29 protein-coding genes are annotated in these 23,533 nt (G+C 51.1%); 8 read left to right on the top strand and 21 right to left on the bottom strand.

Annotation, left to right across the window (positions count from 1 at the left end; all coding sequences use genetic code 11):
- Window positions 1-37: 37 nt before the first annotated feature.
- From J9253_RS19645 to J9253_RS19630, 4 genes are all read right to left on the bottom strand, one after another.
- Window positions 38-703 (bottom strand): outer membrane protein, encoded by a 666-nt coding sequence (locus J9253_RS19645; protein ID WP_210222522.1) that lies wholly within the window; start codon window positions 701-703, stop codon window positions 38-40.
- Between the two features lie 64 nt (window positions 704-767).
- Window positions 768-1,205 carry a hypothetical protein gene (locus tag J9253_RS19640; protein ID WP_210222521.1) on the bottom strand — a complete coding sequence of 146 codons (438 nt, stop codon included), beginning with the start codon at window positions 1,203-1,205 and terminating at the stop codon, window positions 768-770.
- A gap of 287 nt (window positions 1,206-1,492) precedes the next feature.
- On the bottom strand, window positions 1,493-1,852 hold the full coding sequence (locus J9253_RS19635) for a lysozyme inhibitor LprI family protein (RefSeq protein WP_210222520.1): 360 nt from the start codon (window positions 1,850-1,852) through the stop codon (window positions 1,493-1,495).
- Window positions 1,853-1,890: 38 nt separating this feature from the next.
- A complete protein-coding gene (locus tag J9253_RS19630) occupies window positions 1,891-2,571 on the bottom strand; it encodes a cystatin domain-containing protein (RefSeq protein WP_210222519.1) in 681 nt (226 codons plus the stop codon).
- Between the two features lie 277 nt (window positions 2,572-2,848).
- Between J9253_RS19630 and J9253_RS19625 the strand changes: the two genes are divergently transcribed.
- Both J9253_RS19625 and J9253_RS19620 read left to right on the top strand, forming a co-directional pair.
- The gene (locus J9253_RS19625) at window positions 2,849-3,463 is read left to right on the top strand and encodes a response regulator transcription factor (RefSeq protein ID WP_210222518.1); all 615 of its coding nucleotides are present in this window, start codon (window positions 2,849-2,851) and stop codon (window positions 3,461-3,463) included.
- 6 nt (window positions 3,464-3,469) lie between these two features.
- Window positions 3,470-3,805 (top strand): hypothetical protein, encoded by a 336-nt coding sequence (locus tag J9253_RS19620; RefSeq protein WP_210222517.1) that lies wholly within the window; start codon window positions 3,470-3,472, stop codon window positions 3,803-3,805.
- Here J9253_RS19620 and J9253_RS19615 read toward each other — a convergent pair.
- Window positions 3,785-6,109 (bottom strand): hybrid sensor histidine kinase/response regulator, encoded by a 2,325-nt coding sequence (locus tag J9253_RS19615; protein ID WP_210222516.1) that lies wholly within the window; start codon window positions 6,107-6,109, stop codon window positions 3,785-3,787. The two genes, J9253_RS19620 and J9253_RS19615, sit on opposite strands and share 21 nt — an antisense overlap.
- A 42-nt stretch (window positions 6,110-6,151) precedes the next feature.
- Here J9253_RS19615 and J9253_RS19610 point away from each other — a divergent pair, with 42 nt between their 5' ends.
- Window positions 6,152-7,594 carry a sensor histidine kinase gene (locus J9253_RS19610; protein ID WP_210222515.1) on the top strand — a complete coding sequence of 481 codons (1,443 nt, stop codon included), beginning with the start codon at window positions 6,152-6,154 and terminating at the stop codon, window positions 7,592-7,594.
- 11 nt (window positions 7,595-7,605) lie between these two features.
- Here J9253_RS19610 and J9253_RS19605 read toward each other — a convergent pair whose 3' ends face one another.
- Window positions 7,606-7,773 carry a hypothetical protein gene (locus J9253_RS19605; protein WP_210222514.1) on the bottom strand — a complete coding sequence of 56 codons (168 nt, stop codon included), beginning with the start codon at window positions 7,771-7,773 and terminating at the stop codon, window positions 7,606-7,608.
- Between the two features lie 37 nt (window positions 7,774-7,810).
- On the opposite strand from J9253_RS19605, the gene J9253_RS19600 reads away from it, so the two are divergent.
- Both J9253_RS19600 and J9253_RS19595 read left to right on the top strand, forming a co-directional pair.
- Window positions 7,811-8,911, top strand: a complete 1,101-nt coding sequence (locus tag J9253_RS19600) for an RNA-guided endonuclease InsQ/TnpB family protein (protein ID WP_210222513.1) — start codon at window positions 7,811-7,813, stop codon at window positions 8,909-8,911.
- A gap of 11 nt (window positions 8,912-8,922) precedes the next feature.
- Entirely contained in the window at window positions 8,923-9,279 is a 357-nt protein-coding gene (locus J9253_RS19595; RefSeq protein ID WP_210222512.1) for a response regulator, read from the top strand.
- On the opposite strand, the gene J9253_RS19590 is transcribed toward J9253_RS19595, so the two are convergent.
- Genes J9253_RS19590 through J9253_RS19570 form a run of 5 tightly spaced genes read right to left on the bottom strand, consistent with a single transcriptional unit; the run spans window position 9,263 to window position 13,410 of the window.
- The gene (locus J9253_RS19590) at window positions 9,263-9,889 is read right to left on the bottom strand and encodes a response regulator transcription factor (protein ID WP_210222511.1); all 627 of its coding nucleotides are present in this window, start codon (window positions 9,887-9,889) and stop codon (window positions 9,263-9,265) included. The genes J9253_RS19595 and J9253_RS19590 overlap by 17 nt on opposite strands.
- Window positions 9,890-9,927: 38 nt before the next feature.
- On the bottom strand, window positions 9,928-11,403 hold the full coding sequence (dacB, locus tag J9253_RS19585) for a D-alanyl-D-alanine carboxypeptidase/D-alanyl-D-alanine endopeptidase (RefSeq protein WP_210222510.1): 1,476 nt from the start codon (window positions 11,401-11,403) through the stop codon (window positions 9,928-9,930).
- Window positions 11,404-11,422: 19 nt separating this feature from the next.
- A complete protein-coding gene (tsaA, locus tag J9253_RS19580; protein ID WP_210222509.1) occupies window positions 11,423-12,142 on the bottom strand; it encodes a tRNA (N6-threonylcarbamoyladenosine(37)-N6)-methyltransferase TrmO in 720 nt (239 codons plus the stop codon).
- Window positions 12,139-12,876 carry a YdcF family protein gene (locus tag J9253_RS19575; protein WP_210222508.1) on the bottom strand — a complete coding sequence of 246 codons (738 nt, stop codon included), beginning with the start codon at window positions 12,874-12,876 and terminating at the stop codon, window positions 12,139-12,141. The genes tsaA and J9253_RS19575 overlap by 4 nt, the downstream gene beginning before the upstream one ends.
- A 33-nt stretch (window positions 12,877-12,909) precedes the next feature.
- On the bottom strand, window positions 12,910-13,410 hold the full coding sequence (locus J9253_RS19570) for a HugZ family pyridoxamine 5'-phosphate oxidase (protein ID WP_210222507.1): 501 nt from the start codon (window positions 13,408-13,410) through the stop codon (window positions 12,910-12,912).
- A 151-nt stretch (window positions 13,411-13,561) separates the two neighbouring features.
- Here J9253_RS19570 and J9253_RS19565 point away from each other — a divergent pair, with 151 nt between their 5' ends.
- On the top strand, window positions 13,562-14,041 hold the full coding sequence (locus tag J9253_RS19565) for an META domain-containing protein (protein WP_210222506.1): 480 nt from the start codon (window positions 13,562-13,564) through the stop codon (window positions 14,039-14,041).
- Window positions 14,042-14,103: 62 nt separating this feature from the next.
- On the opposite strand, the gene J9253_RS19560 is transcribed toward J9253_RS19565, so the two are convergent.
- Window positions 14,104-15,315: an RNA-guided endonuclease InsQ/TnpB family protein gene (locus tag J9253_RS19560; protein WP_210222505.1), complete on the bottom strand. Its 1,212-nt coding sequence runs from the start codon at window positions 15,313-15,315 to the stop codon at window positions 14,104-14,106.
- Window positions 15,316-15,491: 176 nt separating this feature from the next.
- On the opposite strand from J9253_RS19560, the gene J9253_RS19555 reads away from it, so the two are divergent.
- Window positions 15,492-15,857, top strand: a complete 366-nt coding sequence (locus J9253_RS19555; RefSeq protein WP_210224683.1) for a cytochrome c peroxidase — start codon at window positions 15,492-15,494, stop codon at window positions 15,855-15,857.
- 68 nt (window positions 15,858-15,925) lie between these two features.
- Here J9253_RS19555 and J9253_RS19550 read toward each other — a convergent pair whose 3' ends face one another.
- The 4 genes from J9253_RS19550 to znuC form a co-directional block, all read right to left on the bottom strand.
- A complete protein-coding gene (locus J9253_RS19550; RefSeq protein ID WP_028488697.1) occupies window positions 15,926-16,177 on the bottom strand; it encodes a YfhL family 4Fe-4S dicluster ferredoxin in 252 nt (83 codons plus the stop codon).
- A 98-nt stretch (window positions 16,178-16,275) separates the two neighbouring features.
- Window positions 16,276-16,794 carry a pantetheine-phosphate adenylyltransferase gene (gene coaD, locus J9253_RS19545; RefSeq protein WP_210222504.1) on the bottom strand — a complete coding sequence of 173 codons (519 nt, stop codon included), beginning with the start codon at window positions 16,792-16,794 and terminating at the stop codon, window positions 16,276-16,278.
- A 109-nt stretch (window positions 16,795-16,903) separates the two neighbouring features.
- Complete coding sequence (locus J9253_RS19540) at window positions 16,904-17,692, bottom strand: iron chelate uptake ABC transporter family permease subunit (protein ID WP_210222503.1); 789 nt, start codon at window positions 17,690-17,692, stop codon at window positions 16,904-16,906.
- Entirely contained in the window at window positions 17,685-18,455 is a 771-nt protein-coding gene (gene znuC, locus J9253_RS19535) for a zinc ABC transporter ATP-binding protein ZnuC (RefSeq protein ID WP_028488694.1), read from the bottom strand. Before znuC ends, J9253_RS19540 begins: the two co-directional genes overlap by 8 nt.
- A 27-nt stretch (window positions 18,456-18,482) precedes the next feature.
- On the opposite strand from znuC, the gene J9253_RS19530 reads away from it, so the two are divergent.
- Entirely contained in the window at window positions 18,483-19,385 is a 903-nt protein-coding gene (locus tag J9253_RS19530; RefSeq protein ID WP_210222502.1) for a zinc ABC transporter substrate-binding protein, read from the top strand.
- Here J9253_RS19530 and J9253_RS19525 read toward each other — a convergent pair.
- The 5 genes from J9253_RS19525 to J9253_RS19505 all read right to left on the bottom strand — a co-directional run bounded on the left by J9253_RS19525 (window position 19,379) and on the right by J9253_RS19505 (window position 23,437).
- The gene (locus tag J9253_RS19525; protein WP_210222501.1) at window positions 19,379-19,726 is read right to left on the bottom strand and encodes a hypothetical protein; all 348 of its coding nucleotides are present in this window, start codon (window positions 19,724-19,726) and stop codon (window positions 19,379-19,381) included. The two genes, J9253_RS19530 and J9253_RS19525, sit on opposite strands and share 7 nt — an antisense overlap.
- A gap of 161 nt (window positions 19,727-19,887) precedes the next feature.
- Complete coding sequence (gene lysA, locus J9253_RS19520; RefSeq protein ID WP_210222500.1) at window positions 19,888-21,144, bottom strand: diaminopimelate decarboxylase; 1,257 nt, start codon at window positions 21,142-21,144, stop codon at window positions 19,888-19,890.
- Between the two features lie 3 nt (window positions 21,145-21,147).
- A complete protein-coding gene (lptM, locus tag J9253_RS19515) occupies window positions 21,148-21,267 on the bottom strand; it encodes an LPS translocon maturation chaperone LptM (protein WP_084260379.1) in 120 nt (39 codons plus the stop codon).
- Window positions 21,264-22,094: a carboxylating nicotinate-nucleotide diphosphorylase gene (nadC, locus tag J9253_RS19510; RefSeq protein WP_210222499.1), complete on the bottom strand. Its 831-nt coding sequence runs from the start codon at window positions 22,092-22,094 to the stop codon at window positions 21,264-21,266. Before nadC ends, lptM begins: the two co-directional genes overlap by 4 nt.
- 71 nt (window positions 22,095-22,165) lie before the next feature.
- Window positions 22,166-23,437 (bottom strand): NAD(P)/FAD-dependent oxidoreductase, encoded by a 1,272-nt coding sequence (locus J9253_RS19505; protein WP_210222498.1) that lies wholly within the window; start codon window positions 23,435-23,437, stop codon window positions 22,166-22,168.
- Between the last annotated feature and the right edge of the window lie 96 nt (window positions 23,438-23,533).

Below are 23,533 nucleotides of genomic sequence, written 5' to 3'. Positions count from 1 at the left end.
ACGCCGACAGTGGCACTGCCACCCTCAATTATTAACATTAGAAACTGTACCCCAGCCCTAAAGATAATACGCCCGTACTGCTTTTAACTGTTTCAATGCTATTATCAGTATTATCAAACAGGTCTTCCCGCTGACCTAACTCATGGTAATAATCAAATCCCGTATTCACAGCCAAGTGATTCGACAAACGATAACTCACTCCCAAACCTACAGTCGGTGTAAACCCGGTATCGGATACTTTGAGTTCAGCAGGTAACAACACATCATCATAAGTGGCTTTAGATTGATAATAGGCAACCCCTGCTTTAGCATAAGCATTCACCTGATGACCTAACGCCGCAGAACCAACCACACCTAATGTCAAGGCTCTGGTTTTTTGTTCACCCATGCCATATAGGCCATCTGGATATTCTACAGCGTCAAAAGTTCTCCCCAAATCCACATACCCGGCTTCAATCGCCACCTTATCCGTTACCCTGTAACCGGCGCGAACCCCGACTGCCTGATCAGCACGTTCTGCCAAATAATCCCCAGAGCCAGCATCGTAATAATACAGATCGGTATTATCGCTGTTTTCAGTGGTACCAACATCCACTGCCAGATAACGTTCCCCAATACCACCAGCGTATGCCGTTTCAGCACCCATCAATACGGAAACCACTACAAAAGCACTAACGCTTTTTTTCCCAAAAAAAAATTTCATACCAAGCCTCATATTACCAATAATAATTTCTTAAAATCATGCCCATCAATACAAGCTCACTACATTACTTGGCAATTTCATCCAGCATTTCCAGCATCTGCGTCTCAGCTAACACACTGATTTTTTCCATTTCTGGGCTGGGAGCCAAGATATTCATATAACGTGGGTTCAATACAGAAATTTCTGTTTCCCCCTCTTTTCGATAAACGCCGATATTACCGCATGGTGCCATAGCGCTCAGATACAACCCTTGCTGCCAAAGCTGCTTGCCAACTTCAGTAATACAAAACTTCACTAGCGTGATTTCGCCTTTTTTCACCTTGCTAGCGCCCAGATAATTCCAATCCTTTTTCTTTGCATAGTCCTCTACGGACTGAACAAAAACCTCTGGCATCTTATCTATCTGACGAACAATAAACAGGCCATCTTTTGCCATGGACTGTACTGGAATAGCCAACACCATAATGGCGGCGACGAAAATGCTTAAAAATTTAACTTGCATATACACCCTTATAATTACTTAAAAAATACACACTACCCTCAGGGAATGCTGAGCGTATTCACCCCACCTAATTCAATATTGCCCGAAAAATCCATAGCAGCCATTATAGAAATATAAGCTCTCTAAGGCAGTTCATCAATAGACAACACCTTTTATAAAAGGCGGCCACCTGTTAACAGGCGGCCACAAGGAGGGTCAGTGAGAGAAAAAAATCTTATGCTTACCTAGAGAGTCAATTCATACCTAGGTGATTATCCTTTAAAAGATAATCGCCAAGAACAGTAAAATTACAAGTCCTGCAATTCTTTATCACGCTGAATAGTCATTTCAACAATGCAACGCATAGCCGTTTGCGCAACACCGCCGCCACCAGCAGAGTTCATACTTTGAAAATCACATTGAGCGTCCCGCATTTTAATCCAGCCAAGCTGCATTTGTTTCAAAGCCGCCATTTTTTCCTTGACATCTTTATGCCGGGCTTGCAATTCTTTAAACGTACCATTCAACTCACTATCAACCTGTGTATAGCAAGCCTCCAGTCTATTAATATCAGCCAATACATTGTCATCTGAACAATTCAAACCTGTACCAGCAGTAGCGATACTGGAAAATGCCAATAAAGCTGAAGCAAAAAACATCTTTTTCATAAAAAACTCCTGAGTAACACACTATTAAAAAACCAGCCTTACAATTTTTTCAAACTGGTCAGACTTACTTCATGTTGTAAACTGATGTAGACAACAGCCTCATACCGTGAGCCATTGGTCATTTGTACTGTCACACGGTAATTATTGCCCGCAACAACCTGCTTGTAGGCTTCGAGAACCTTATCAATACCTATAGAGTGATCGCCTTCTTGCTCACCAATTTCGTAACTCAAGAATTTGGTTGCTTCAAACAAACCTTGGTCTGAATAACGGTTCTGATCAGGGTCAGCAATTTTGTTATAGCCACCTGCGACCGGGCGAGGCACTGAATGCTTGCCAGCCGTCGGGGAGGAAGGACGCAACTTTTTCAAACGGGTCAACTGCATTTCATCATCCAAGCCAACATACACCACCGCCTCATACTGTGAGCCATCGGTCATCTGTAGCTTTACTTGGTAGTTATAGCCAGCCACAACCTGCCTGTAGGCTTCGAGAACCTTATCCAGCCTCATAGAAGGGTTGCCTTCTTGCAAACCAATCTTAGACCCGAGGAATTGAGTCACCTGAAACAACCCCTGATCAGCATCGGGGTTGGCGATTTTGGAATATCCACCAACCATTGTCGCTGGTGGAGTCGTAGGTGAAGGTTTGACACTCTCGTCCGTACAGGCCGACAAGGCAAGCACACCCAATAACAACGTAAGCCCGTATCGAGTCATCTCCGCTCTCCAAACAGTTGCAGGTGATTAATTTCTACATGTAAAGATTAACCATTCATATGCGCTTCAGCAATTCAACCAAAGACACATGAAATACATCTAAAGTTGTAAAAATACAACTTTAGACACACATGAGTGCAGAGTAAATTTTGCACATAAACAAGAAACTCACGTATTGGAATCTCACCTCATCGGAAAACAAAATACTTAACTCACAGCATCCACATGATATGATTAACAATACTCACCCCAAGATCACCAGTTTCGAGGCTGTTTTATGAAAGTGTTACTGGCAGATGACCACGCCATGTTTCGGGAAGGCTTGATGCTGCTGATGAGGAATCAATTTCCTCACATTGAATGGTATCAAGCCAATAGCTGGTATGAAGTCCACCGTGTCTTGGCAAGAAATACCATCGCATTAGCGCTGGTCGATCTCAATATGCCCGGTCAAATGCCTTGGCCTGATGAAATTCGACAAGTATCGCAACAATTCCCGGCATTGCCCTTGTGCATCCTGTCGGCCACCACCGCACCAGAAGTGATCCAGTCAGCCTTCCAGCTCGGTATCAAAGGCTACATTCCCAAACTGGTAGATACCGAAGAACTGCAATATGCCATCGCCCTGATCCTGTCGGGGAAAACCTACTTGCCTAACCAGATCTGGGAAACACCCACCGCAAACGACTACGATAAAGCAGTACTGACCCAACGCCAGTGCGCCATCATTCGGCTGCTGGCGCAAGGCCACAGCAATAAACAAATTGCTGCCATGCTTGAGCTGACTGAAGGCACGGTAAAACGCCATGTCTACAATATTTTTCAGATATTGGCCGTCAGCAACCGGGTCGAAGCCATTAAACACGCCCGTCAACGCGGGCTAATCGCCTAAAAAGTCATGCATAATACCCACCCACCCCTCATGCCCTTAAGCAACAAACTAAGCCAGCAGCAACTAACCCTCTTCCTGCGCAAAGCACTACCAGAATTGAGTAAGGACTACGCCATGCTGGAAGCACACCTGCAACACCAGCAATGGGCAGAAGCCTCCCAACAAGCACACAAACTATTATCCATGATCAAATTACTGGGGCTGGACGCGCTGCTTCCCCTGCTACTGCAAATACAAGCAGACACCCCAAGCTCCAGAACTGAGCCTTTCAGGCAAACCCTGCACCACACGTATCAAGAACAGTTGGCGGCACTCTCCGCCTTAAGCACTGCGCCCGGCTGACAGCACCTGTTGAATCACCTCCACCAAACCGGCATATTCAAACGGTTTGGGCAAGAAAGCATCCATCCCCGCCGCTTCCCCCTCCTGTTGCACCTGTGACAGCGCATGAGCACTCAAAGCAATGATCGGCATTTGCGGGTTATGCCCATGATGACGTACCCAACGTGTTACCTCAAAGCCATCCATCCCCGGCATACTGATGTCCAGCAGCACCACATCAAAATCCTGTTGCTGGAGTTGCAAGATGGCAGACTCCCCATCCGGGGTCAGCACCACGTCATTCACCCCCATGTTGTGCAACATTTCCGCCCCCACAAAACGGTTAAGTTCCGCATCATCTACCAACAAAACCCGTAAGCCCGGCGGCAAGGTATGCTGCGTCACCGCTGTGTCATCCACAGCCAGTAATGCCGCTGCCTCCAATGCCAGGCCAAAAGCAAACGTGCTGCCTTCACCAAGCTGGCTTTTCACACTCAGCTCGCCCCCCATTGCCGCCACCAGACGTTTACTGATGGCTAGCCCCAAGCCCACCCCGCCTTGTTGCAGGGAAGCCTGCCCAGCCATTTGTGAAAACGGCTCAAACAGATACGCCAGCTTATCAGCCGGGATACCGATACCCGTATCAGTAACCGCGAAACCTATCTGGAAGCTACCATTGGCTGATTGTTGGACAGTGACCCCAAAGGTAATGTAGCCGTAGCGGGTGTACTTGATGGCATTGCCCAACAAATTCATCAACACCTGCGTCAAACGCAGCCTGTCACCCACCACCGTCACATCCTCAATCACCCCGTTTACCTGCACCAACAACTCCAGCCCTTTTTGTCTGGCGAGCGGTATTACCAGCCCCGTCACCGCATGGATCGCAATAGCCAAGCGGAACGGCTGCTTATCCAGTTGCACGGTATGACTGGCAGCTTTCGCCATGTCGAGGATATTGCCCACCAAATGCAACTGGTGCTGGGCGGCGGTATGCAAGCGCTCAAGGTACTCGCTTTGCTTATCGGCTTGCGAATCCATCCGCAACAACCCCGTCAAGCCCACAATCGCGTGTAAGGGGGTACGCAATTCATGGCTCATCACCGCCAGAAACTCGTCTTTGGCTTTATGTTCTGCTTCCGTTTTCTGGATTTGCTCGCGCTGGACACGCACGCGCATCGCCTGAAGCCACGTCACGGGGAAAATCAACTGCACACTGATCAGCCCCATGTAAAGGTCTTGGGAAGGCTCCCAAGACTGGGCATTCAGCGCCAAATGCCACCAGTTCAAGGATTGCGTCATCAGTGCAATGATGTGCAATCCGCCGAAATAGAGCGCAATCTTGTTGCCCCGCGAAGCCAGCAGCAAACTCACTGGAATTTCCAGCAAGTACAAACCCAAGCCTAACCAACTGGGTATGACCGTCCCATCCGGCATCCCACCTGCGATCACAATTAGGGCTAAAGTCATCCCCGCCGCCCACAGGTAAAGGCGGCTCAATCTGGGATAATGTTGGGGTAAATCCAGAATCTGGCGACTAAACAACAAAAAGGCGGCAATGGCAACAAACACGGGCGCGGTGAAAAAATACGACCCGGTGTCACTCAAAAACGCTAAAGCGGGAAATAATGGGTTGGTACGGTGCAGGGTGGCAAACATCGCCACAATATGAATGGACAAAAACAGGTAGCTGGATTCCCGTAAACTGACAAACATTAGCATCTGATAGGTCGCCAGCAACAACATGGCCACATACAAACTGCTCAGTAACCAATACTGCTCATTGCTACGTTCCAGCATCGCATTGGCAGACAAGAACGCCACCGGCAAGCGCAAAATGGAAGCACCATTGGTAACGCGCATGTACACCTGAAACGTTTGAGCAGGTGGCAAATGTACCTGCCACGCCCGGCGCGGGAAATCGTGCAACGGCTCGGCATATTGTGCCCCACTTGCCGCTGTAAGCTGCTGGATGTCAGCACCATCAGGAAACAGGTACAAAGTAAACTCATCCCCCAACAAGGTATCCAGTAATAAATACCAAGGCTCACCGGAAGGATTCGTCACCGTAAAGTGCAACCACCAAGCAGAACGGGTACGCCCAAGATTCGGCACAGACCCTCCCTCAACTATACGAAAAGCATCAGCGGCTGCCATCACCGCAGCCAAATCAAGCTGGTGGGTAGCATCCTCAAGCAAGGCCACCTGAGGCGTAACGGCTATTTGTCCCGCGTCAAGAGGTAATATCAACGGCGACTGGCCTGCTTGCACCGGGGCGCTCAACACCCATAGACCCACCAGCAGTAAATACCACAACTTCAACACAACCGCCTTCCATTAGACATACAGGCACAGGATAATACGAACATGACAGAGCTTACCCATATTCCATCCAGGCCAACAACCGACTTTCTTGATGAAAAGATACGGGCTGCCATTAGCAATTACTTCAATTCTGCGCTTGCCGTGCTGATTACCTCGTTACTACTGGCAATAGCACTCATCTCACTGGACGCGAAGCTTACCACCAAGGTATTGGTCTGGTTAGGCTTTCAAGCGTTCTGGAGCAGCATTCTGCTGTTCCTCTATTGGCGTTACCGCCACAATCACCAATCTATCCGCCACATGTGGGAATATGGTCTGGAACTACCCTTGAGCCTTTTAACAGGGGCAACGTGGGGCATTGGCTGGGCAGTGCTCATTGAGCCTGAAAATATCACCAGTGCTTTTTTCCTGAGCATCACCATTTGCGCAGTCGTACTAGGCTATGTAGTCTCCACGCCTTTACACAAAGCAGTCACCATAACCGGGGTTCTCGCGTGCCTCATCCCCGTCATTCTCATGGCCTTGTGGTTAGGTGGCCTCTTGTTTTACTGGATTGCAGCGGCTGCTACCATTTTTGCCATAGTCGGCTGTGTCTACGGCCTCAAGTTGAACCAAATTTACATGGAGGTACTGTATCAACGCGAGGAGAACCAGCGTCTGCTGGATGCGCTATCCAAGGAAAAACAACAAGTAGAAACCATCAGCCGAGAAAAAACCCGTATTCTCGCTGCCGCCAGCCATGACTTACGCCAACCCATGCAAGCGATGCGTTTATTTGAAGGTCTACTTGCCGAACGACTCACTGACAGCAAACAGCAAACCCTGCTTAACAAGCTCAGCCAATCTTCCAAAAACCTTGCCAGTTTATTGGAAGCCCTGCTGGATGTCGCCAAACTGGACGCAGGAGCTATCCAAACCCAACCGCAACCCGTTGCACTTAACCAACTGTTTCGGCAGCTCTATCAACGCTATGCCGACATCGCCGACACCCAAGACATTGAGTTACATTATGTAGAAACCCGTCAGTACCTCTTCACCGACCCTGAACAACTGAACCGCATTCTGAGTAACTTGTTGGACAATGCCATCAAACACATGGGGCGACCCGGTAAAATTCTCTTGGGTATCCGCCGCCACGGCAACGACTTACGGCTGGAAATCTGGGATAACGGCAAAGGTATCCCTCAACACGAGCAACAGCGTATTTTTGAAGCCTTTTATCAACTGGATAACCCTGAACGAAATCGCACTAAAGGTGTTGGGCTGGGTTTATCCATCGTCAAACGCCTGACCGATTTACTTGGCTGCGAACTACGTCTGGTCTCTACGCCGAACCTCGGTTGCCGTTTTATGCTGGATATTCCTGCACGCATCCGATTGACAGAAGGCTCGCCCACAGCACTGACCCCACACACTCACGATACACAACTCGCGCAGTCACCACCGCAAAACTTGCATACCTTACTGTTATCACAAATCGCGTAATACCCCTGCCTTTAGGCATGGGGATATAAGCGTCTTTGGCTAACTTCTCTTTCTTGGTAAAGAGCAAGCAGCTTGTCAATCAACTGTGTGAATGGAATGCCTTCATCTATCGCGGCTTTTTTCAAGTCACGATAGGTTTCAACTTTCACCCTGACTGATGCGTATTTTGTGCTTTCCATGTTGTTCTCCTAGTTAACTGAGTGTAGAATATACCACATGAATACAGAAGCCACCATCCTGAAAACACTCAAAGTCCGCGTCAAGGACAAGCACGCTGCTGTCCTAAAGCAGTGGGCGTTCGAGTGTAACCAAATTTGGAATGAAGCCAATGCGACTACCGCAGACTACAGCTATGTTCCTGTTCCGGGTGTTGGCTGGATTCGTAACACCTTCACAGCATTTGACCTAGCCAAAAGCCAAGCCATTTTCAAGAAGGCACGCGGTTTCACCATTCACTCGCAGACGGTGCAGGAAGTAACGGAGGCACACGCTAAAGCTCGCAAACAGTTCAAAAAAGATAAGCTACGCTGGCGTGTGTCTGGCGGTAGCCGTCGTTCACTGGGCTGGATTCCCTTCAAATCAGGTGCAGCCGTGTGGAAGGACGGACAAGTTCGCTACAACAAGCACTTTTTCAAAGTGTGGGATAGCTACGGCTTGTCGCAGTACGACTTCCGTTCCGGCTCTTTCACCGAGGATTCCCGTGGACGTTGGTATTTCAATGTCGTGGTGCAAGTGCCCGTTGTTGAAGTCGCAGGGCGCGGTGAAGTCGGGATTGATCTTGGTCTGAAAGATACCGCCACTTGTAGCAACGGTTTAAAACTGGAATCAAAGCAGTTCTACCGCAATGCTGAACAGCAACTGGCGGTAGCCCAACGCGCCAACAAAAAGAAGCGCGTCAAGGCTATCCACGCCAAGGTTAAAAACCGCAGGGCTGACCACCTGCACAAGTTCACCACCAAGCTGGTGCGTGAAAATTCATTAATCGTTGTCGGCAACGTCAGCAGTAAGGCACTCGTCAAAACCAATATGGCTAAGTCCGTATTGGATGCCGGGTGGTCAATGCTGAAAACACAACTTGATGCAAAATCGAAAGCGATGCAAGGCGTGTTTCTCGAAGTCAACGAAGCGTACAGTACCCAAGCCTGTTCGTGTTGCGGAAGTATTTCTGTCAACAGTCCGAAAGGTAGAGCAGGACTTGGAATAAGAGAATGGACTTGCCCCGACTGTGGGGCACTACTTGACAGAGATGTCAATGCAGCCCGGAACATTCTCGCGGTAGGACATTACCGTCTCGCAGGAGGAATCCCCCGGCTTTAGCCGTGGGGAGGATGTCAATAGAAGATGACCGTGAAGTTGCCGAAGCCTTATCGGCGGCACTCAGCGCATGGGGATTAGACGTCAGAACTGCCAGCAATACCCAGAAGGCATTACAGCACTTACACGATTGGCTCCCGAATATGCTGATTTCAGACTACCAACTAGAAGGGGGCGACATTGCCACCACAGCGATTAGCGCCATTAGCGCACACATGCCGCACCCCGTACCCACGCTCATCTTAACCGGCAACACCAACCCAGTAATTATCCGTGAGTTGCAACAGCGCCAATTACCGACCTTGTATAAACCGATCCACATTGAAACCTTGAAACACGCGATTCATACGCATTTCACGCTCCAAGGTTAAGCAGCAAATTGCGTTCACGGGCAATATTCACCGCTTCCACGCGATTATTGGCATCAAGAATTCTGAAAATATTATGCAAATGACGTTTTACCGTACCCTCGGTCAGCGTCAATAATGCTGCCATTTGCTTATTACTGTTACCTTTTGCCAACAGCGTCAGTAACTCGCGTTGCCGCCAGGTCAGTACAGATGACGTTGACGCACCAGGATCCGTGGTTTGAAGCCAGACATTATCCGGCAAATAAATACCGCCAGCCATTAAGCACTGTAAGGCCGATACCATATCCGCCATCGCCATGGTTTTAGGGATGTACCCCTTAACCCCCATGCCAAAGGCTGTTTTAATGTGTTCTTGTGAGCTACTACCAGACACGATACACGCGACACCCGTAACAACACTCATCACATCGGTTAACTCTTCCTCCCATGCCTGCTGCCCCGGCATCGACAAATCCAACAGAGCCAGACTAAGCGTATATTGGTGTATGACCTGATGAACCTCTACCCAACTATTGGCGTGAATGATCGTCGCTTGTGGAAAGAGCTGATTCAGCAACAAAGCCATACCCTCACGAAACAAGGCATGATCATCAGCCAGTAGAATATTCATCACTTCAGTCCCTCAACTGTTACACCACTCAGCGGGTGCTATTGCTCGAATGCCCACGTCAAAATAGCATCTTGCAACCGACGTCCGCTCCCTTGCGCTTCCCGACCATTATGCTGCAACACAATCACCAGACGCTTACCACTGCGGGTAATCATATACCCGGCAATCGCGGTGGCATCGTTGAGCGTGCCGGTTTTCATGTGACTGCGCCCGCGCAAATCAGCATTTTTGAAGCGTGTCGCCAACGTACCATCCTCACCCAGCAACGGCATTGAGGCCATAAACTCCGGCATATACGGGTCACGCCACGCCACTTCCAGCAACTGCCCCAACTGACGGGCGCTCAGACGGGCAACACGTGACAAACCAGAACCGTTTTCCACCACCATTCCGGTGTATTCAATGCCTGACTTTTGCAACAGTTCGGCGGTTGCCATGCGGCTCTTGTCCAACGTCGCGGGCGCTCCCAGCATCTCAGCGCCGAGGGTGAGGAAAATATTCCGCGCCATCACGTTATTACTCCACTTGTTAACGAAGCGGATTTGTTCGCCCAAGGTACGCGACTCATGCGTATGCAACAAGACATCGCTAGCTTGCACCTGCCCGGTTTGCAATTTACCGTTAAAGACGCCGCCCTGAGAATGCCAGACATCCTGAAAAGCATTAAAGACATGCTGTTCTGGCGTGGACATGACCCGCAGGATAAAGTTTTTACCGCAATCTGCCGAATAAGCGCCTGACACTTTGAGACCCGTGCTTTCCTGCTCAAAGTCTGGGCGGTAATGCTGTTTGCTGCACCCACCTTTGCTTAGGGTCATGCTGTTTTCCAACTGCAAACCGGGAATCAGTGGGAACGGCGTAATCCCCACCTTGCCATTGCTTTTATCAGCCTCAAACAGAAAACGATTCGCCTGAAAGTTAAACATCAACGCCGACGGCTGGGCATTGTAGACACGGGTTGGCTCGTTATCGAAGGCTGCCGGATCGTAATCGGGAAGACTGAAATAGCTATTATCGACAATCAAATTGCCGCGAATTTCCTTCAAGCCCTTGAGTTGCAAATCGTGCAGCAATTGCCAAAAAGCCTCATCGGTGAGAAACGGGTCGCCGAAACCCTTGAGAATTAAATCACCGTTGAGGACACCATCCTTGAATTCGCCGCGTGTCCACGCTTCGGTTTTCCAAGTATAACTGGGGCCAAGCAACTTGAGTGCCGTCCAAGTCGTCAGCAGCTTCATCACCGACGCAGGGTTGCGCGGCACCTTGTCGTGATGTACCACCATCGGCACATCCGCGTTAAGGTCGCGGATGTAAACACTCAAGTTATCCGCCGGAATTTTGTATTGCTGCATCAGCGTCTTGATTTCATCGGGCAAATCAGCCGTCTGCGCGTGGCGAATCAGAGTAAGCTCGGCAGGCTGGGGAGCGGAGCGGGCAGACTGCGTTGCATCTTTCGCAACAGCGCTTCCGAGAGTGACGCATAGCCCAAATGCGATAATAAATTTCTTCAACATAATAGCTTCGTTGTGGTTTTTAAGTGTGTTGCTCAACGTCAGTCAATTCCAGCACTTCAATGCCCGTGGCGGTGTAATGCCAGCGCAGATCGAAATCGTACAGGCGCATGGCGTATACCCTTCCTGCCTGCTGCCCTTGTTGGTAGGAAGGACGTGGATCCTGACTCAAAATCTGTTCGACCAGCAAACGCACATGGGTGTTCCATTGCAGTTGTTTCTGTTCGCACTGGCGACTGGCGGCGGCAGAAAAAATCACCCTTTGCTGTGCATCAGGCGCTGTCGGGGCAAACCCCGCTGTCGCCTGCGCCAGCGCATCAGCATACGGAAGATACGGCTTTATATCCAGCACCGGCGTGCCATCCAGCAAATCTGCGCCCGCGAGTTCGAGGCTGATGTTATTCCCCTGTATCTGAATACCGCGCAACTCGGCTACGGTGAGGCCAATGGGGTTGGGGCGGAAGGTCGAGCGGGTGGCGAAGACGCCCATACGAGTGTTACCGCCAAGACGCGGTGGGCGCACGGTGGGTTTCCAGCCTTGGTCTTGCGTGCCGTGGAAGATGAAAATGAGCCAAACGTGGGAAAAACCTTCGAGGCCGCGCACGGTTTCCGGCAGATTGTAGGGCGCTAGCAGCGTGAGGGTGGAACGCGCTTCCGTGACCAGACCGGGTTGACGGGGGATGCCGAATTTTTCTTTGTAGGGGGAAGCGATTGTGCCGATGGGTTTAAAAACATGACTCATGACAATAACCCACGCAGTTTCGCCCAAAGAATCCCCATGTATTCATACGCCGCCCGTTGCGCCACGGTAAAAGCATTGCTATCAGGAAATGCATCTGCGGGGCGGAATCCTGCATTACGCTGCACCAAATAATGTGCCGGAGCGGGCAACAACACCACACCCGCCTTGCGGAACAGACCCACCGAACGGCTCATGTGCGAAGCCGACGTCACCAATAATACCGGTTCATTGCCCACCAACTGCTGGACAATCACGGCCTGTGTTTCGGTATCCTGCGACACAGCATCGGTCACAATATCAGCCGGATTCACACCCAATTGCACCGCCAATTCTCGCATGGCTACCGCATCCGCACCAGAACCAAACACCTCACCACCTGACAGCACCAACTTCGCCCCCAACACTTGCCTATATAGGCGCACACCTTCCACCAATCGCGCCAGTGAATCTTGGCTCAGGCGCGAATGCAGCGGAATGGCCTCATCCGAATACGTACCACCACCCAATACCACAATCCAACGATACTTCACCGCCGTTGGCACGACGGTTAGCGGCGGATATTCCCGCTCCAGCGACTGAAGTGCTGGCTTAAACCCCCAGCCGTAAGACTGCGCCAACAGCAACGTAACTCCTGCCGTCACCAGCACCTTACCGAGCTTCTGCCTGCGCGTGAACCATAAGAACAATAGCCCGAACAGTAACACCAGCAGCGTCAGCGATAACGGCATCAGCATTATTGACAATAACTTCTTGAGAAAAAACATCCCCTATCCTTTTTCCAATTGATCTGCACCAATGTGCTGCACCTCCCGCAGCCCCTCCCCCACCAGCACAAACGCTTGCCCAAAACCCATCACAAACCGCCCCGATTGCGGTTGCAAGCGAAACATCACAAAGTCGCCCAAGCCACGCAACACGCCAACTACATTACCAAACCGCTCTTCCATCTTATCCAACATCAGCGGATACACCGCTGCTTCCCGCTCTACCACCGCTGCCACACAACGATAGGTTGCACGGGTACGCGCAAAAATCTGGCGGGCGTCTTGCTCATCCGCGATTAACAGCACCGCCACTTGCGGATGGTGCAAGATTTCCTGCGTATGGCTCGCCAGTCCGCTCACGAAAATGTAGAAATTTCCCGCCTCATCCTGCACGAACGGCGCGTAACTGATCGACGGTTCGCCCCCAGCATCTAGGGTTGCCAGTTGTAGGGTCTGTGCCTGTTCCAGTAGTTGCCCTAGCGTTTCTTCAGGGTTTTTGCTCATAACATTTTTCCTCAAATAACGTGATCATACAGTTTGTCTGCTCAGTTTGCGGATAGCGCCACAAAAGTGCATGATTAGGCGAATAAGTTCGCAACTTTTTGCCATTTCTGTAATCTATAGAAAATAACAACAAACCATAGGGAGTTACACAATGCTCAAAGCATTCTTTTCCTCATTTTCGGGACAAATTATTGGGGTATTGGCATTCCTCGCCATCGTTTCTGCCTGTAGCTTTGATACCCGGACAACAACGCCGCCGCCAATGACGCTGGCCGAGACTCAATGGAACCTGAAAACACTGAGTGGTCAAGCAGTCACCGCTGAAAGATTACCCACCATCCAGTTCGACACCAGCCGCATGAACGGTTTCTCAGGCTGTAACCAGTTTTTTGGCAATTACACCGCCAGCAACGACGGTGTTTTCACCAGCAGTGGCGTAGGTGCTACCAAAATGGCCTGCATTGGCGATAAAGGCCAACTGGAACAGCAGTTTTTCGCACAACTGAAACAGGCCAGTCAATACGCCGTTACCCGTGAGCAACTGCATTTGCTGGATAACAAGCGCAATATCCTGATGATTTTTGCGGCGGCAAAACCAGCAGGCAAACCTGCTGCCAACAAAACGAAGTAAGTATTTCACGCAGCTTATCTTGACATCCTCCCCTCCCCGAAGGAAGGGGATTCCTACTGCATTCAGCTAGATAGCTGACTTGCTTCGGCGAGTTCCTGCTTCATCGAGAGGCGTAATGCCCCATCTCCACAGGCTAACAAGCGGTGTCCCCGCTCTTTGACATTGATCGCGCCGACCACATCGGCGTTATTTTCGTAGCCACATTCCACACACGCAAATACCGCTTGGCTCTGGCGGTTATCCGCCGACACATGCCCGCAACCGGGGCAGGTTTGGCTGGTGTACTGCGGCGGCACCGCAAACAGCATTCCGCCCTTCCATGCCGTCTTGTAGTCCAACTGCCGACGGAATTCCCCCCAACCTTGGTCAAGGATGGCTTTGTTTAAGCCCGACTTTGCCGCCACGTTCTTGCCGGGGTTTTCTGCCGTGCCTGCCGCTGATTTTGACATATTGCCTACCTGCAAGTCTTCGACGAACACTACCGCGTGGTTTTGGCTGATTGTATTCGTGGCTTTGTGCAGGAAATCGCAGCGGGTATAGGCGATTTTCGCGTGAAGTTTTTGGACGCGGGCTTTCGCCTTTTTCCAATTATTGCTGAACTTTTGTTTATGCGCCATGCGCCGTTGGTATTTGGCAAGCTTGGCTTGTGTTGTCTTGAAGCTGTTGAGCGGGGCAATGTAGCTGCCATCCGAGAACGTGGCAAAACGGGCGATGCCCAAGTCGATGCCGATGCTCGTGGTGGCGGTGGGGGTTGGCTGCTCCACTTCCCGTTGGGTTTGGATGCTGACAAACCATTTACCGCCCTTGCCGGACACGGTGACATTGCGTAATTCACCCAACACCTCGCGACTGTTACGGTAGCGTATCCAGCCCAGTTTGGGCAGGAAAAGGCGATTGTTACGCTGATCGAGTTTGATTTGTTTAGGGTCGGGATAGCGGAAATTGTTGCCGCTGCCTTTGCGCTTGAAGCGAGGAAAATCGGCACGTTTGGCGAAGAAGTTTTGGTAGGCCTTGTCCAAGTCCTTCAGGGCGTGCTGCAACGCCTGTGAGGGGGAATCCTTTAGCCACGTCTGCCCCGCTTCGCGTTTCCAAACGGGCAGGTTGGCTGCCATGGCCACGTAACCGATGAACTTTTCACCCGCAGCATGGTTGGCTTGCTGCAACGCTAACGCTTTGTTGTAAACAAAGCGGCACGATCCCGCGTAACGGCGTAGGTTGCACTGTTGCTCGCCGGTGGGCTTCAGTTCGTATTTAAAGGCTTGGCGTCGTTGCATGAGATGAAGGATAGGTTAAAATCTCTGCCTTGTGCGCCTGAATCCACCGTAAATGCGGGTTTCAGCCGACAAACGGAAGAGGCGCAGCGATGCTGCCCTCGCTCTGCATCCTCGCCCTGAAAGACGAGGTTTTACGCGAAAGACGGATAAAAATAAAACGGTTTCAGTCATGAAAAATTCGCCGACCTTGCTTCCCGTGTTGCGCCACCTGCCACCGACCGGAAAAAGCCTTCAGTGATCAAGCCTGTCGCCGAAGGCTTGGCCAAGGGCAATACAGCGACACCACGCTAGATACTTGCACCGAATTGCAGTTTTTGACGCGCAGCAGCCACAGCATGAGCGGGGCATTCAAGGTTCCGGGCTTGCGCAACGTGGCGCAAACCGCCCCCTATTTTCATGATGGGCGCATAGCAACGCTGGAGGCAGTGATTGATTACTGCGCAAAAACTTCGCAGCAGCCCAAAAAAGACAATGACTTACCCGCCATCCAACTGACGGATACGGAACAACAGGACTTGATCGCTTTTTTGAAAATGTTGTAACACCACCCACAAAAATGCCCGCTATCGCGGGCATTTCATGGTGTATCCAGTAAGCCGTTGGCTTCGGTTTAACCTTCTTTCATCAGCTCTTCGTACTTCAGTTGCAGTTGAGCCTTGGATTCAACGTGCTCAGGGTCGCTTGGAATGCAGTCGACCGGGCACACGGATACACATTGCGGTTCATCGTAATGCCCAACGCACTCAGTGCAACGCTTGGGGTCAATTACATAAATTTCGTCGCCTGCGGTAATTGCATTGTTAGGGCACTCTGGCTCGCAAACATCGCAGTTAATGCATTCGTCGGTAATCATCAATGCCATACAAAAAGTCCTCTTGAATGTTTGTTTTCGGTAATTTTAGCAATCTACCTGAAAAGATAACATTAACTTCTATCAAAATAACAATACTAAGACTTTTTCTAGTTCAACAAACCGCGCTCGGCACGTATCTGCACAATTTTATGCTTCATGGCTTCCAGCACATGCGGGGCAACAAAGCGTGAAACATCGCCATTGAGGATGGCTACTTCCTTCACCAAGGTCGAGGAGATGAAGGAGAAACTTTCACCTGGCATCAAAAACACCGACTCTACATCGGGCGCAAGGCTGCGGTTCATACTGGCTAGCTGGAATTCAAACTCGAAATCCGAAACGGCCCGCATCCCCCGGATCAGTACCTTGGCATTCTGTTCACGGGCAAAATCGACCAATAAACCCTCAAAGCCTTTCACGGTCACTTGGGATGTCAGATTCTGTTCTGCTACTTCGCGCTGGATCATAGCCACTCGCTCTTCCAGCGAGAACAAGGGTTTCTTTTTGGGGTTGGAAGCGACACCGACCACCACATGAGCACACAAATAGCTAGCACGTTTGATAAGGTCAAGATGACCTTTCGTAATTGGGTCAAAAGTCCCCGGATAGACAGCAGTAATTTCCATGAATACAGGCCACAATGGTTAATGACAAAATGCTTAAAAACACCCACAATCATTATGTTGTAACACCTTATGGTGCGACGCACAATCTCTTTTTGCCGACTTGCACCCTTTAAGGGCTACGCTGTGGGACGAGCTGCACCAACAGGAACAATGCACTGGCAGCCACCACAATACTGGGGCCGGTGGGGGTATCCAGTTGCAAAGAAAGCCCCATTCCTGCCAATAATGCCAGCCCCCCCACCACTACGGCAAAAACTGCCATTTGCTCAGGTGTCTTGGCAAAACGCCGCGCCGTCGCAGCAGGAATAATCAGCAACGCCGTCAGCAGCAACACCCCGACCACCTTCATCGCCACTGCCACCATCAACGCCACCAACAGCATGTAAATGGCACTGATGCGCCACACCTTGATGCCCTCGACTTGTGCCAGTTCAGCGTGTACGCTCAAAGACAGCAAGGGTCGCCAAATCCACACCATGATCACCGCAACAATGACCGCCATGCCCCACGTCAGGGCAATATCGAAGCGTGTTACCGCCAAAATATCACCGAACAGGTAAGCCATCAGATCAACCCTGACATTGGGTAGGAAGGTCAACGCCACCGTCCCCAAGGCCAAGGCGCTGTGCCCGATAATGCTCAACAAGGTATCACTGCCCAACGCCGGATTGTGTTGCACATACAGCATCAGCAAAGCCACGGTAACACACACACCCATGACCCAAAGGTTCATGCTCGTACCCGTCATTAAGCCCAGCGCCACGCCCAGCAAAGCCGAATGTGACAAGGTATCACCAAAATAAGCCATGCGCCGCCACAACAGGAATACGCCCAGCAAACCACTCATCAGCACCACCGCTAAACCTGCCAGCAAGGCACGCAGGATAAAATCATCCATGCTGATGCTCCTCATCGGCCAATGGCACGATACAACCGTGCATATCATGCTGATGATCATGGTGATGGGTGTAAACCGCCAGCCCGGCGGCACGCACGTCACCAAACAGGCGCAAATACTCAGGGTGGCGCGATACCGCTTCCGGCTGCCCGGAACAACAGATATGCTGATTCAAGCACAACACTTGATCCGTCGCTTCCATGACCAGATGCAAGTCATGCGACACCATTACCACTCCATAGCCATGCGCCTGCTTCAAGCGGTTGATCAGTTGATACAATTCACTCAAGCCAGTGACATCGACCCCCTGCCCCGGTTCATCCAGCACCAATACTTGCGGATGGTTGAGTAAGGCTCGCGCCAGCAACACCCGTTGCAACTCGCCACCCGACAAGGATTGCACCGCCTGTGGCAGCAAATCCAGCACGCCCACTTCCTCGGCACTCTGGCGTACCGCCACCGCATCATGCCGCCGCAGGTTCAAGCCCATGAAACGCTCCACCGTCAACGGCAATAAGCGGTCGAGATGGAATTTTTGCGGCACATAACCCACCCGTAAAGCAGGCATACGCCATACACTACCGCTGTCCGGTTTTTGTAAACCCAGCAAGATTTTCAGTACAGTCGATTTGCCTGCACCGTTTGGCCCAATCAAAGTCAGAATGCTTTGCGGGTACACTTCGAGGCTAACATCGTGCAAAATCACGCGCTGCCCAAAGTTCAGGCCAATATGTTCCAGTTTTGCCAATAATGTGGTGGACATCCTTGCCAACGTATAAAGAGTGAAAAAATGTTCCGTATTCTAACGATTTTCCTGCTGTTGTGCGTAGGCGTTTTAACCGCTTGCCAGCAAGATGCCCCCACCAAGCCTTTGGTAGTCAGCACCATCAAGCCAGTTCAAGCGCTGGTGTATGCCGTTGCCGGGGGCAAAGATAGCCCGCTGGAGGTAAAGCAACTGCTGCCGGATGGCGCGTCCCCCCACCATTACGCCCTCAAACCGTCGGATATGCGGCTGCTTGAGAATGCCAAAGTCGTGTTCCGCATCGGTAGCGGGCTGGAAACGTTTCTGGATAAACCACTCTCAAACCTGTCAGCCCAGCAGCGGGTGATGACCCTTGCCGAGGCCACTGGTATTCAGCACCTGCACGCACGGGCGGCACAAAACCATGCTGATGCCCACAGCGAAGACTTGCACCTTTGGCTGAACCCGGAGAATGCCATTGTGATGAGCCGGGCGATTGCCACTGCGCTAGGCGAGGCTGACCCTACACACAAGGCCGACTACCTTGCCAACGCTGAACAGCTTATCCAGAACATCAGCGCCACCGACGCACAGATCCGCCAGCAGTTAGCACCACTCAGTGGCAAGCCTTACCTGAGCTTTCACGATGCCTGGCAACATTTTGATACGCATTACGGTTTGAATTTTGCGGGAGCGGTAACACTGGATGTGTCACGCCTGCCGGGAGCCCGCCATGTGAAGGACATCCGCCATATTATTGAGGAAAAGCAGGCAACCTGCCTGTTTCGGGAGCCACAGTTCTCACCTGCGATGGTCAAAACGCTGGTAGAAGGCAGTAATATCCATCTCGGCGAGCTTGACCCATTGGGGATGTCCTTGCCGTTGGACAAGAATACTTACACGACACTATTGCAAAACGCTGCCGACAGTTTCCAGCACTGCCTTCAATAAATACCCAAGTCCATCAAGGGGACTTGCTCGCGACGGCTTTCGCGCAAGGCTCCACCAATGTATTCGTAGCGCTGCCCCTTGCCTTGCACCTCGGCTTGTGGGCGGTAAAGGTTGACCCGAAACATACAACCACCCCGTAACATCACGATATTGTGGTCATGCATTTTCAGTTGCGCATTCGCGCCGCGCACCGTGTGCACCATATCGTCGGCATACAGGATGTCGCCGCGCTTGAGAATCCGCATCTCGCCCGTCAAGGCACTTTTTGCCGTCACCTTGCCACGCTTGGAAAGCACGGCTCCGGCTTCCTGACGTTCGATTGTGGTACTGGGTACTGGCATAAACTACTCCATCCGATGGGTGATTGACTCGACTCGCGTTGACTCAACGGCTTGCATGTCTAAGGATAGACTAGCCTAACGACCAAATACCTATTTCATACAACAAAAAGGCTAAAGTGCAAAAAAAATCCGCCAAACGGTCAAGGCAGATGTTTTATTTATCACTTAATGGGTAAAATATTTTCACCACGCAGTAAGTCATCCAGCGTTTCCCGCTGACGCACCACATGCACCGCATCGCCATCGACCATCACTTCTACCGCACGCGGGCGGGTGTTGTAATTGGATGACATGGTAAAGCCATAAGCACCCGACGAACGCACCGCCAGAAAATCACCCGGCTGGATATTGAGGTCGCGTTCTTTACCTAAAAAATCACCGGTTTCGCACACTGGCCCCACCACATCGTAAGTCACGGTTTCACCCGTCGAGCGCGGCACCACCGGAATGATTTCTTGCCAAGCGCTGTACAAGGCGGGGCGGATCAGGTCATTCATCGCCGCATCCACGATCGCGAAATTTTTGTATTCCGACGGTTTCAGGAATTCGACTTCCGTCACCAGAATCCCGGCATTCGCGGCAATTGCCCTGCCCGGCTCGACAAAGATTTCATACTGACGTAAACGTTCATCGGTGAACAATTGCGCCATGTAGTCTGCGGGGGATGGCGCGGCCTGCCCTTCCTGATAACGCACACCCAAACCACCGCCAACATCGAGGTGGTGAATCTGCACACCCTGTGCCGCCAAGCGTTCCGCCAAGGCCAGCAAGCGTTGCAAGGCATCCATGAACGGCGTCAGCGTCAGCAATTGCGAACCGATGTGGCAGTCGATCCCCACCACTTTCAGGTGTGGCATGGCAGCGGCTTTCAGGTACACGGCTTCAGCGCGACCAATCTCGATGCCGAACTTGTTTTCTTTCAAGCCGGTGGAAATGTAGGGGTGGGTTTGCGCATCCACATCCGGGTTGACGCGCAAGGAAATCGACGCCACTTTGCCCATTTCACCCGCCACCGCGTTGATGCGGTCGAGTTCGGATTCGGATTCGATATTGAAGCAACGGATACCTACTTCCAGCGCACGGCGGATTTCAGGTACTTTTTTGCCAAGGCCGGAAAACACCACTTTGCTAGGGTCGCCACCGGCGCGTAACACACGCTCCAGCTCGCCACCCGATACGATATCGAACCCCGACCCTAAGCGTGCAAACAAATTAAGCAGGGCAAGGTTGGAATTAGCCTTTACCGCATAACACACCAAATGCGCCTGCGAACCAAAAGCATCGTTGAAAGCGTGCCAATGCCGTTCCAGCGTAGCACGGGAATAAATGTAGCATGGTGTGCCATGAGCACGGGCAATATCGGCAACAGCGACGTTTTCGGCGTACAACTGCCCGTTACGGTATTCAAAATGATCCATGAGTTACTTCGCCTGTTCCTGTTTTGGTTTATGCTGCGCATCATCTGGCATATAGAGCGCTCCCTTGTTACCGCAGCCTGCCAGCAAGGCCAGTACGATAGCGAATCCTAGGTATTTTTTCATGCATTAAACCTCATCGACAAATCCACCGCCCGCACATGCTTGGTAATCCCGCCAATCGACACGAAATCCACCCCCGTTTCAGCAATCGCCACCAAGGTTTCCGGGCTAACCCCACCCGAGGCTTCCAACGGAATACTCCCTGCCGTCACTCGCACTGCCTCGCGCATATCGGCGAGGCTGTATTCATCCAGCATGATAATGTCTGCCTGCGCGGCACTGGCTTCTGCCAACTCCTGCAAATTTTCGGTTTCCACTTCGACCAGAATGCCGGGGTGCAACTGCCGTGCTTGCTGAATCGCTGCCGTAATCGACCCGGCGGCCATGATGTGATTTTCCTTAATCAACACCCGGTCATACAAACCGATACGGTGATTGGTTCCGCCACCGCACAATACCGCGTATTTCTGCGCAGTACGTAAACCGGGCAGGGTCTTGCGCGTATCCAGAATTCGGCATTGGGTATGCGCAACCAACTCCACATAACGGCGTGTAGCCGTCGCCGTTGCTGATAAGGTTTGCAGGAAATTCAGCGCGGCACGCTCGCCACTCAGGATAGAACGCGCACTGCCCCGCAAGCTACACAGCAGGGCATTGGCTTCCACCCGGTCGCCATCCTGGTACTGCCAGTCAATCTGCACGGCTGGGTCAAGTTGGCGAAACACTTCGTTAAACCACGCCACGCCGCATAACGTCGCGTCTTCGCGAGAAATGACCGTTGCGCTGGCTTGCTTATCGGCTGGAATCAGCCCAGCAGTGACATCGCCTGTGCCAATGTCTTCGGCCAAAGCACGTGCAACAGTTGTTTGAATATCGTTAGGTAATTGCATCGGAACCTCAAATAAAAATGGGAGGCGCAATGCCTCCCATCAAGTGCCCCTGACTCCTCGTCAGATTCTCGTTAGATGCGGGTAATACCCATCATCTTCAGGATAGACTTTTCGTAGAACGGTTCGGAACTGCCTTTCTTCATCTTACGGATGAAGTATTTCTCGAACGCGATCTTCGCCATGTGTACCCATTTACCTTTTTTGAACCAAGCCACGTTACGTGGTGGAATCTGTGGCAGTGCTACAAAGGCTGCACCGGTATCACCCATATCAGCCAAACAGATAGCATTCCAAGTACCCGTGGTATGCGGTTCTTTACCAGCCAGTTCATCTGCAATGTTATGTACCAGAGAAGTGACCATGGATTCAATCATATAACCGGTCTTCGGTGCACCTGTGGGGACAGGCGTAGCTTCTACCGGCGGAATGGCGATACAAACACCTGCCGCATAGATGTTTTTGTATTTCGGGTTACGGTGCAATTCGTCAACAACCACGAAACCACGCGGGTTACACAGACCTTCCACAGCGGCAACTGCATCAACGCCCTTGAAGGCTGGCAGCATCATCGCCATATCGAACGTCAGTTCGTGTTCTTTCTCGACTTCACCTTTGGCAGTCAACTCAGTGACGAACATTTTGCCTGCTTCAACCTTAGTGGTTTTAGCATTGGTGATCCACTGCATGTGGTGGTTACGCAGTTCGGATTCCAGCATCCCCTTAGAGTCGCCCACGCCGCCCAAACCTAAGTGACCGATGTATGGCTCGGAAGACACATAAGTCATCTTGAATTTGTTACGCACACCACGTTTACGCAAGTCAGCGTCGACGATGAAGGCAAATTCATAAGCTGGACCAAAGCAGCTTGCAAACGGCATCGCACCCACGATAATGTGACCGGAACCTTTTTCCAGCAGCTTCTGATAATCAGCATACGCACCTTCCGCGTGGGTAACATCGCAAACAGAGTGCGTGTGACCACCGTGAGGGCCTGCGCCGTCGACTTCCTGGAAGAACAGTTTCGGGCCAGTAGCAATCACGAGATAATCGTATTTAATGGTTTCGCCATTTTCCAAATGCAGAGAACTACCTTCGGCATCAATCTTGTCGCAACGGCTGCAAATGAATTTAATGTCTTTCTTGGCGAGGTATTTTTCAATCGGGAAAGTGATGTCAGAACGGGTACGCCAGCCCACAGCAACCCACGGGTTGGAGGGTACAAATTGGAAATAATCACGTTCATTGATGACCGTGACCTCGTGCCCTTTACCGAGCATTTCTTTCATTTCATAGGCTGCGGGCATTCCGCCTGTACCAGCACCGAGAATTACAATATGAGCCATTAGCGCGAACTCCTAACTATTAATGTGGGTATTGCTTTAATTATAAGATAAACACTGTTACAGAATTTTTCCCTAGCAACAAGGATAACATCACAA

Origin of the sequence: Thiothrix litoralis (genome assembly GCF_017901135.1) — a bacterium.
Lineage (GTDB): Bacteria > Pseudomonadota > Gammaproteobacteria > Thiotrichales > Thiotrichaceae > Thiothrix > Thiothrix litoralis.
This window is presented reverse-complemented; position numbering and strand designations above follow the sequence as displayed.

Excerpts from the sequence above, each read along its gene's own strand:
- J9253_RS19620 (WP_210222517.1), top strand. The coding sequence starts at position 3,470 with ATGCATAATACCCACCCACCCCTCATGCCCTTAAGCAACAAACTAAGC.
- J9253_RS19595 (WP_210222512.1), top strand. The coding sequence starts at position 8,923 with ATGTCAATAGAAGATGACCGTGAAGTTGCCGAAGCCTTATCGGCGGCA.
- nadC (WP_210222499.1), bottom strand. The coding sequence starts at position 22,094 with ATGCAATTACCTAACGATATTCAAACAACTGTTGCACGTGCTTTGGCC.
- J9253_RS19560 (WP_210222505.1), bottom strand. The coding sequence starts at position 15,315 with ATGCAACGACGCCAAGCCTTTAAATACGAACTGAAGCCCACCGGCGAG.
- znuC (WP_028488694.1), bottom strand. The coding sequence starts at position 18,455 with ATGTCCACCACATTATTGGCAAAACTGGAACATATTGGCCTGAACTTT.
- J9253_RS19630 (WP_210222519.1), bottom strand. The coding sequence starts at position 2,571 with ATGACTCGATACGGGCTTACGTTGTTATTGGGTGTGCTTGCCTTGTCG.
- dacB (WP_210222510.1), bottom strand. The coding sequence starts at position 11,403 with ATGTTGAAGAAATTTATTATCGCATTTGGGCTATGCGTCACTCTCGGA.
- J9253_RS19530 (WP_210222502.1), top strand. The coding sequence starts at position 18,483 with ATGTTCCGTATTCTAACGATTTTCCTGCTGTTGTGCGTAGGCGTTTTA.
- J9253_RS19605 (WP_210222514.1), bottom strand. The coding sequence starts at position 7,773 with ATGGAAAGCACAAAATACGCATCAGTCAGGGTGAAAGTTGAAACCTAT.
- J9253_RS19525 (WP_210222501.1), bottom strand. The coding sequence starts at position 19,726 with ATGCCAGTACCCAGTACCACAATCGAACGTCAGGAAGCCGGAGCCGTG.
- J9253_RS19540 (WP_210222503.1), bottom strand. The coding sequence starts at position 17,692 with ATGGATGATTTTATCCTGCGTGCCTTGCTGGCAGGTTTAGCGGTGGTG.
- J9253_RS19565 (WP_210222506.1), top strand. The coding sequence starts at position 13,562 with ATGCTCAAAGCATTCTTTTCCTCATTTTCGGGACAAATTATTGGGGTA.
- J9253_RS19600 (WP_210222513.1), top strand. The coding sequence starts at position 7,811 with ATGAATACAGAAGCCACCATCCTGAAAACACTCAAAGTCCGCGTCAAG.
- J9253_RS19625 (WP_210222518.1), top strand. The coding sequence starts at position 2,849 with ATGAAAGTGTTACTGGCAGATGACCACGCCATGTTTCGGGAAGGCTTG.
- tsaA (WP_210222509.1), bottom strand. The coding sequence starts at position 12,142 with ATGAGTCATGTTTTTAAACCCATCGGCACAATCGCTTCCCCCTACAAA.
- lysA (WP_210222500.1), bottom strand. The coding sequence starts at position 21,144 with ATGGATCATTTTGAATACCGTAACGGGCAGTTGTACGCCGAAAACGTC.
- lptM (WP_084260379.1), bottom strand. The coding sequence starts at position 21,267 with ATGAAAAAATACCTAGGATTCGCTATCGTACTGGCCTTGCTGGCAGGC.
- J9253_RS19645 (WP_210222522.1), bottom strand. The coding sequence starts at position 703 with ATGAAATTTTTTTTTGGGAAAAAAAGCGTTAGTGCTTTTGTAGTGGTT.
- J9253_RS19590 (WP_210222511.1), bottom strand. The coding sequence starts at position 9,889 with ATGAATATTCTACTGGCTGATGATCATGCCTTGTTTCGTGAGGGTATG.
- J9253_RS19635 (WP_210222520.1), bottom strand. The coding sequence starts at position 1,852 with ATGAAAAAGATGTTTTTTGCTTCAGCTTTATTGGCATTTTCCAGTATC.
- J9253_RS19505 (WP_210222498.1), bottom strand. The coding sequence starts at position 23,437 with ATGGCTCATATTGTAATTCTCGGTGCTGGTACAGGCGGAATGCCCGCA.
- J9253_RS19575 (WP_210222508.1), bottom strand. The coding sequence starts at position 12,876 with ATGCTGATGCCGTTATCGCTGACGCTGCTGGTGTTACTGTTCGGGCTA.
- J9253_RS19570 (WP_210222507.1), bottom strand. The coding sequence starts at position 13,410 with ATGAGCAAAAACCCTGAAGAAACGCTAGGGCAACTACTGGAACAGGCA.
- J9253_RS19640 (WP_210222521.1), bottom strand. The coding sequence starts at position 1,205 with ATGCAAGTTAAATTTTTAAGCATTTTCGTCGCCGCCATTATGGTGTTG.
- coaD (WP_210222504.1), bottom strand. The coding sequence starts at position 16,794 with ATGGAAATTACTGCTGTCTATCCGGGGACTTTTGACCCAATTACGAAA.
- J9253_RS19550 (WP_028488697.1), bottom strand. The coding sequence starts at position 16,177 with ATGGCATTGATGATTACCGACGAATGCATTAACTGCGATGTTTGCGAG.
- J9253_RS19610 (WP_210222515.1), top strand. The coding sequence starts at position 6,152 with ATGACAGAGCTTACCCATATTCCATCCAGGCCAACAACCGACTTTCTT.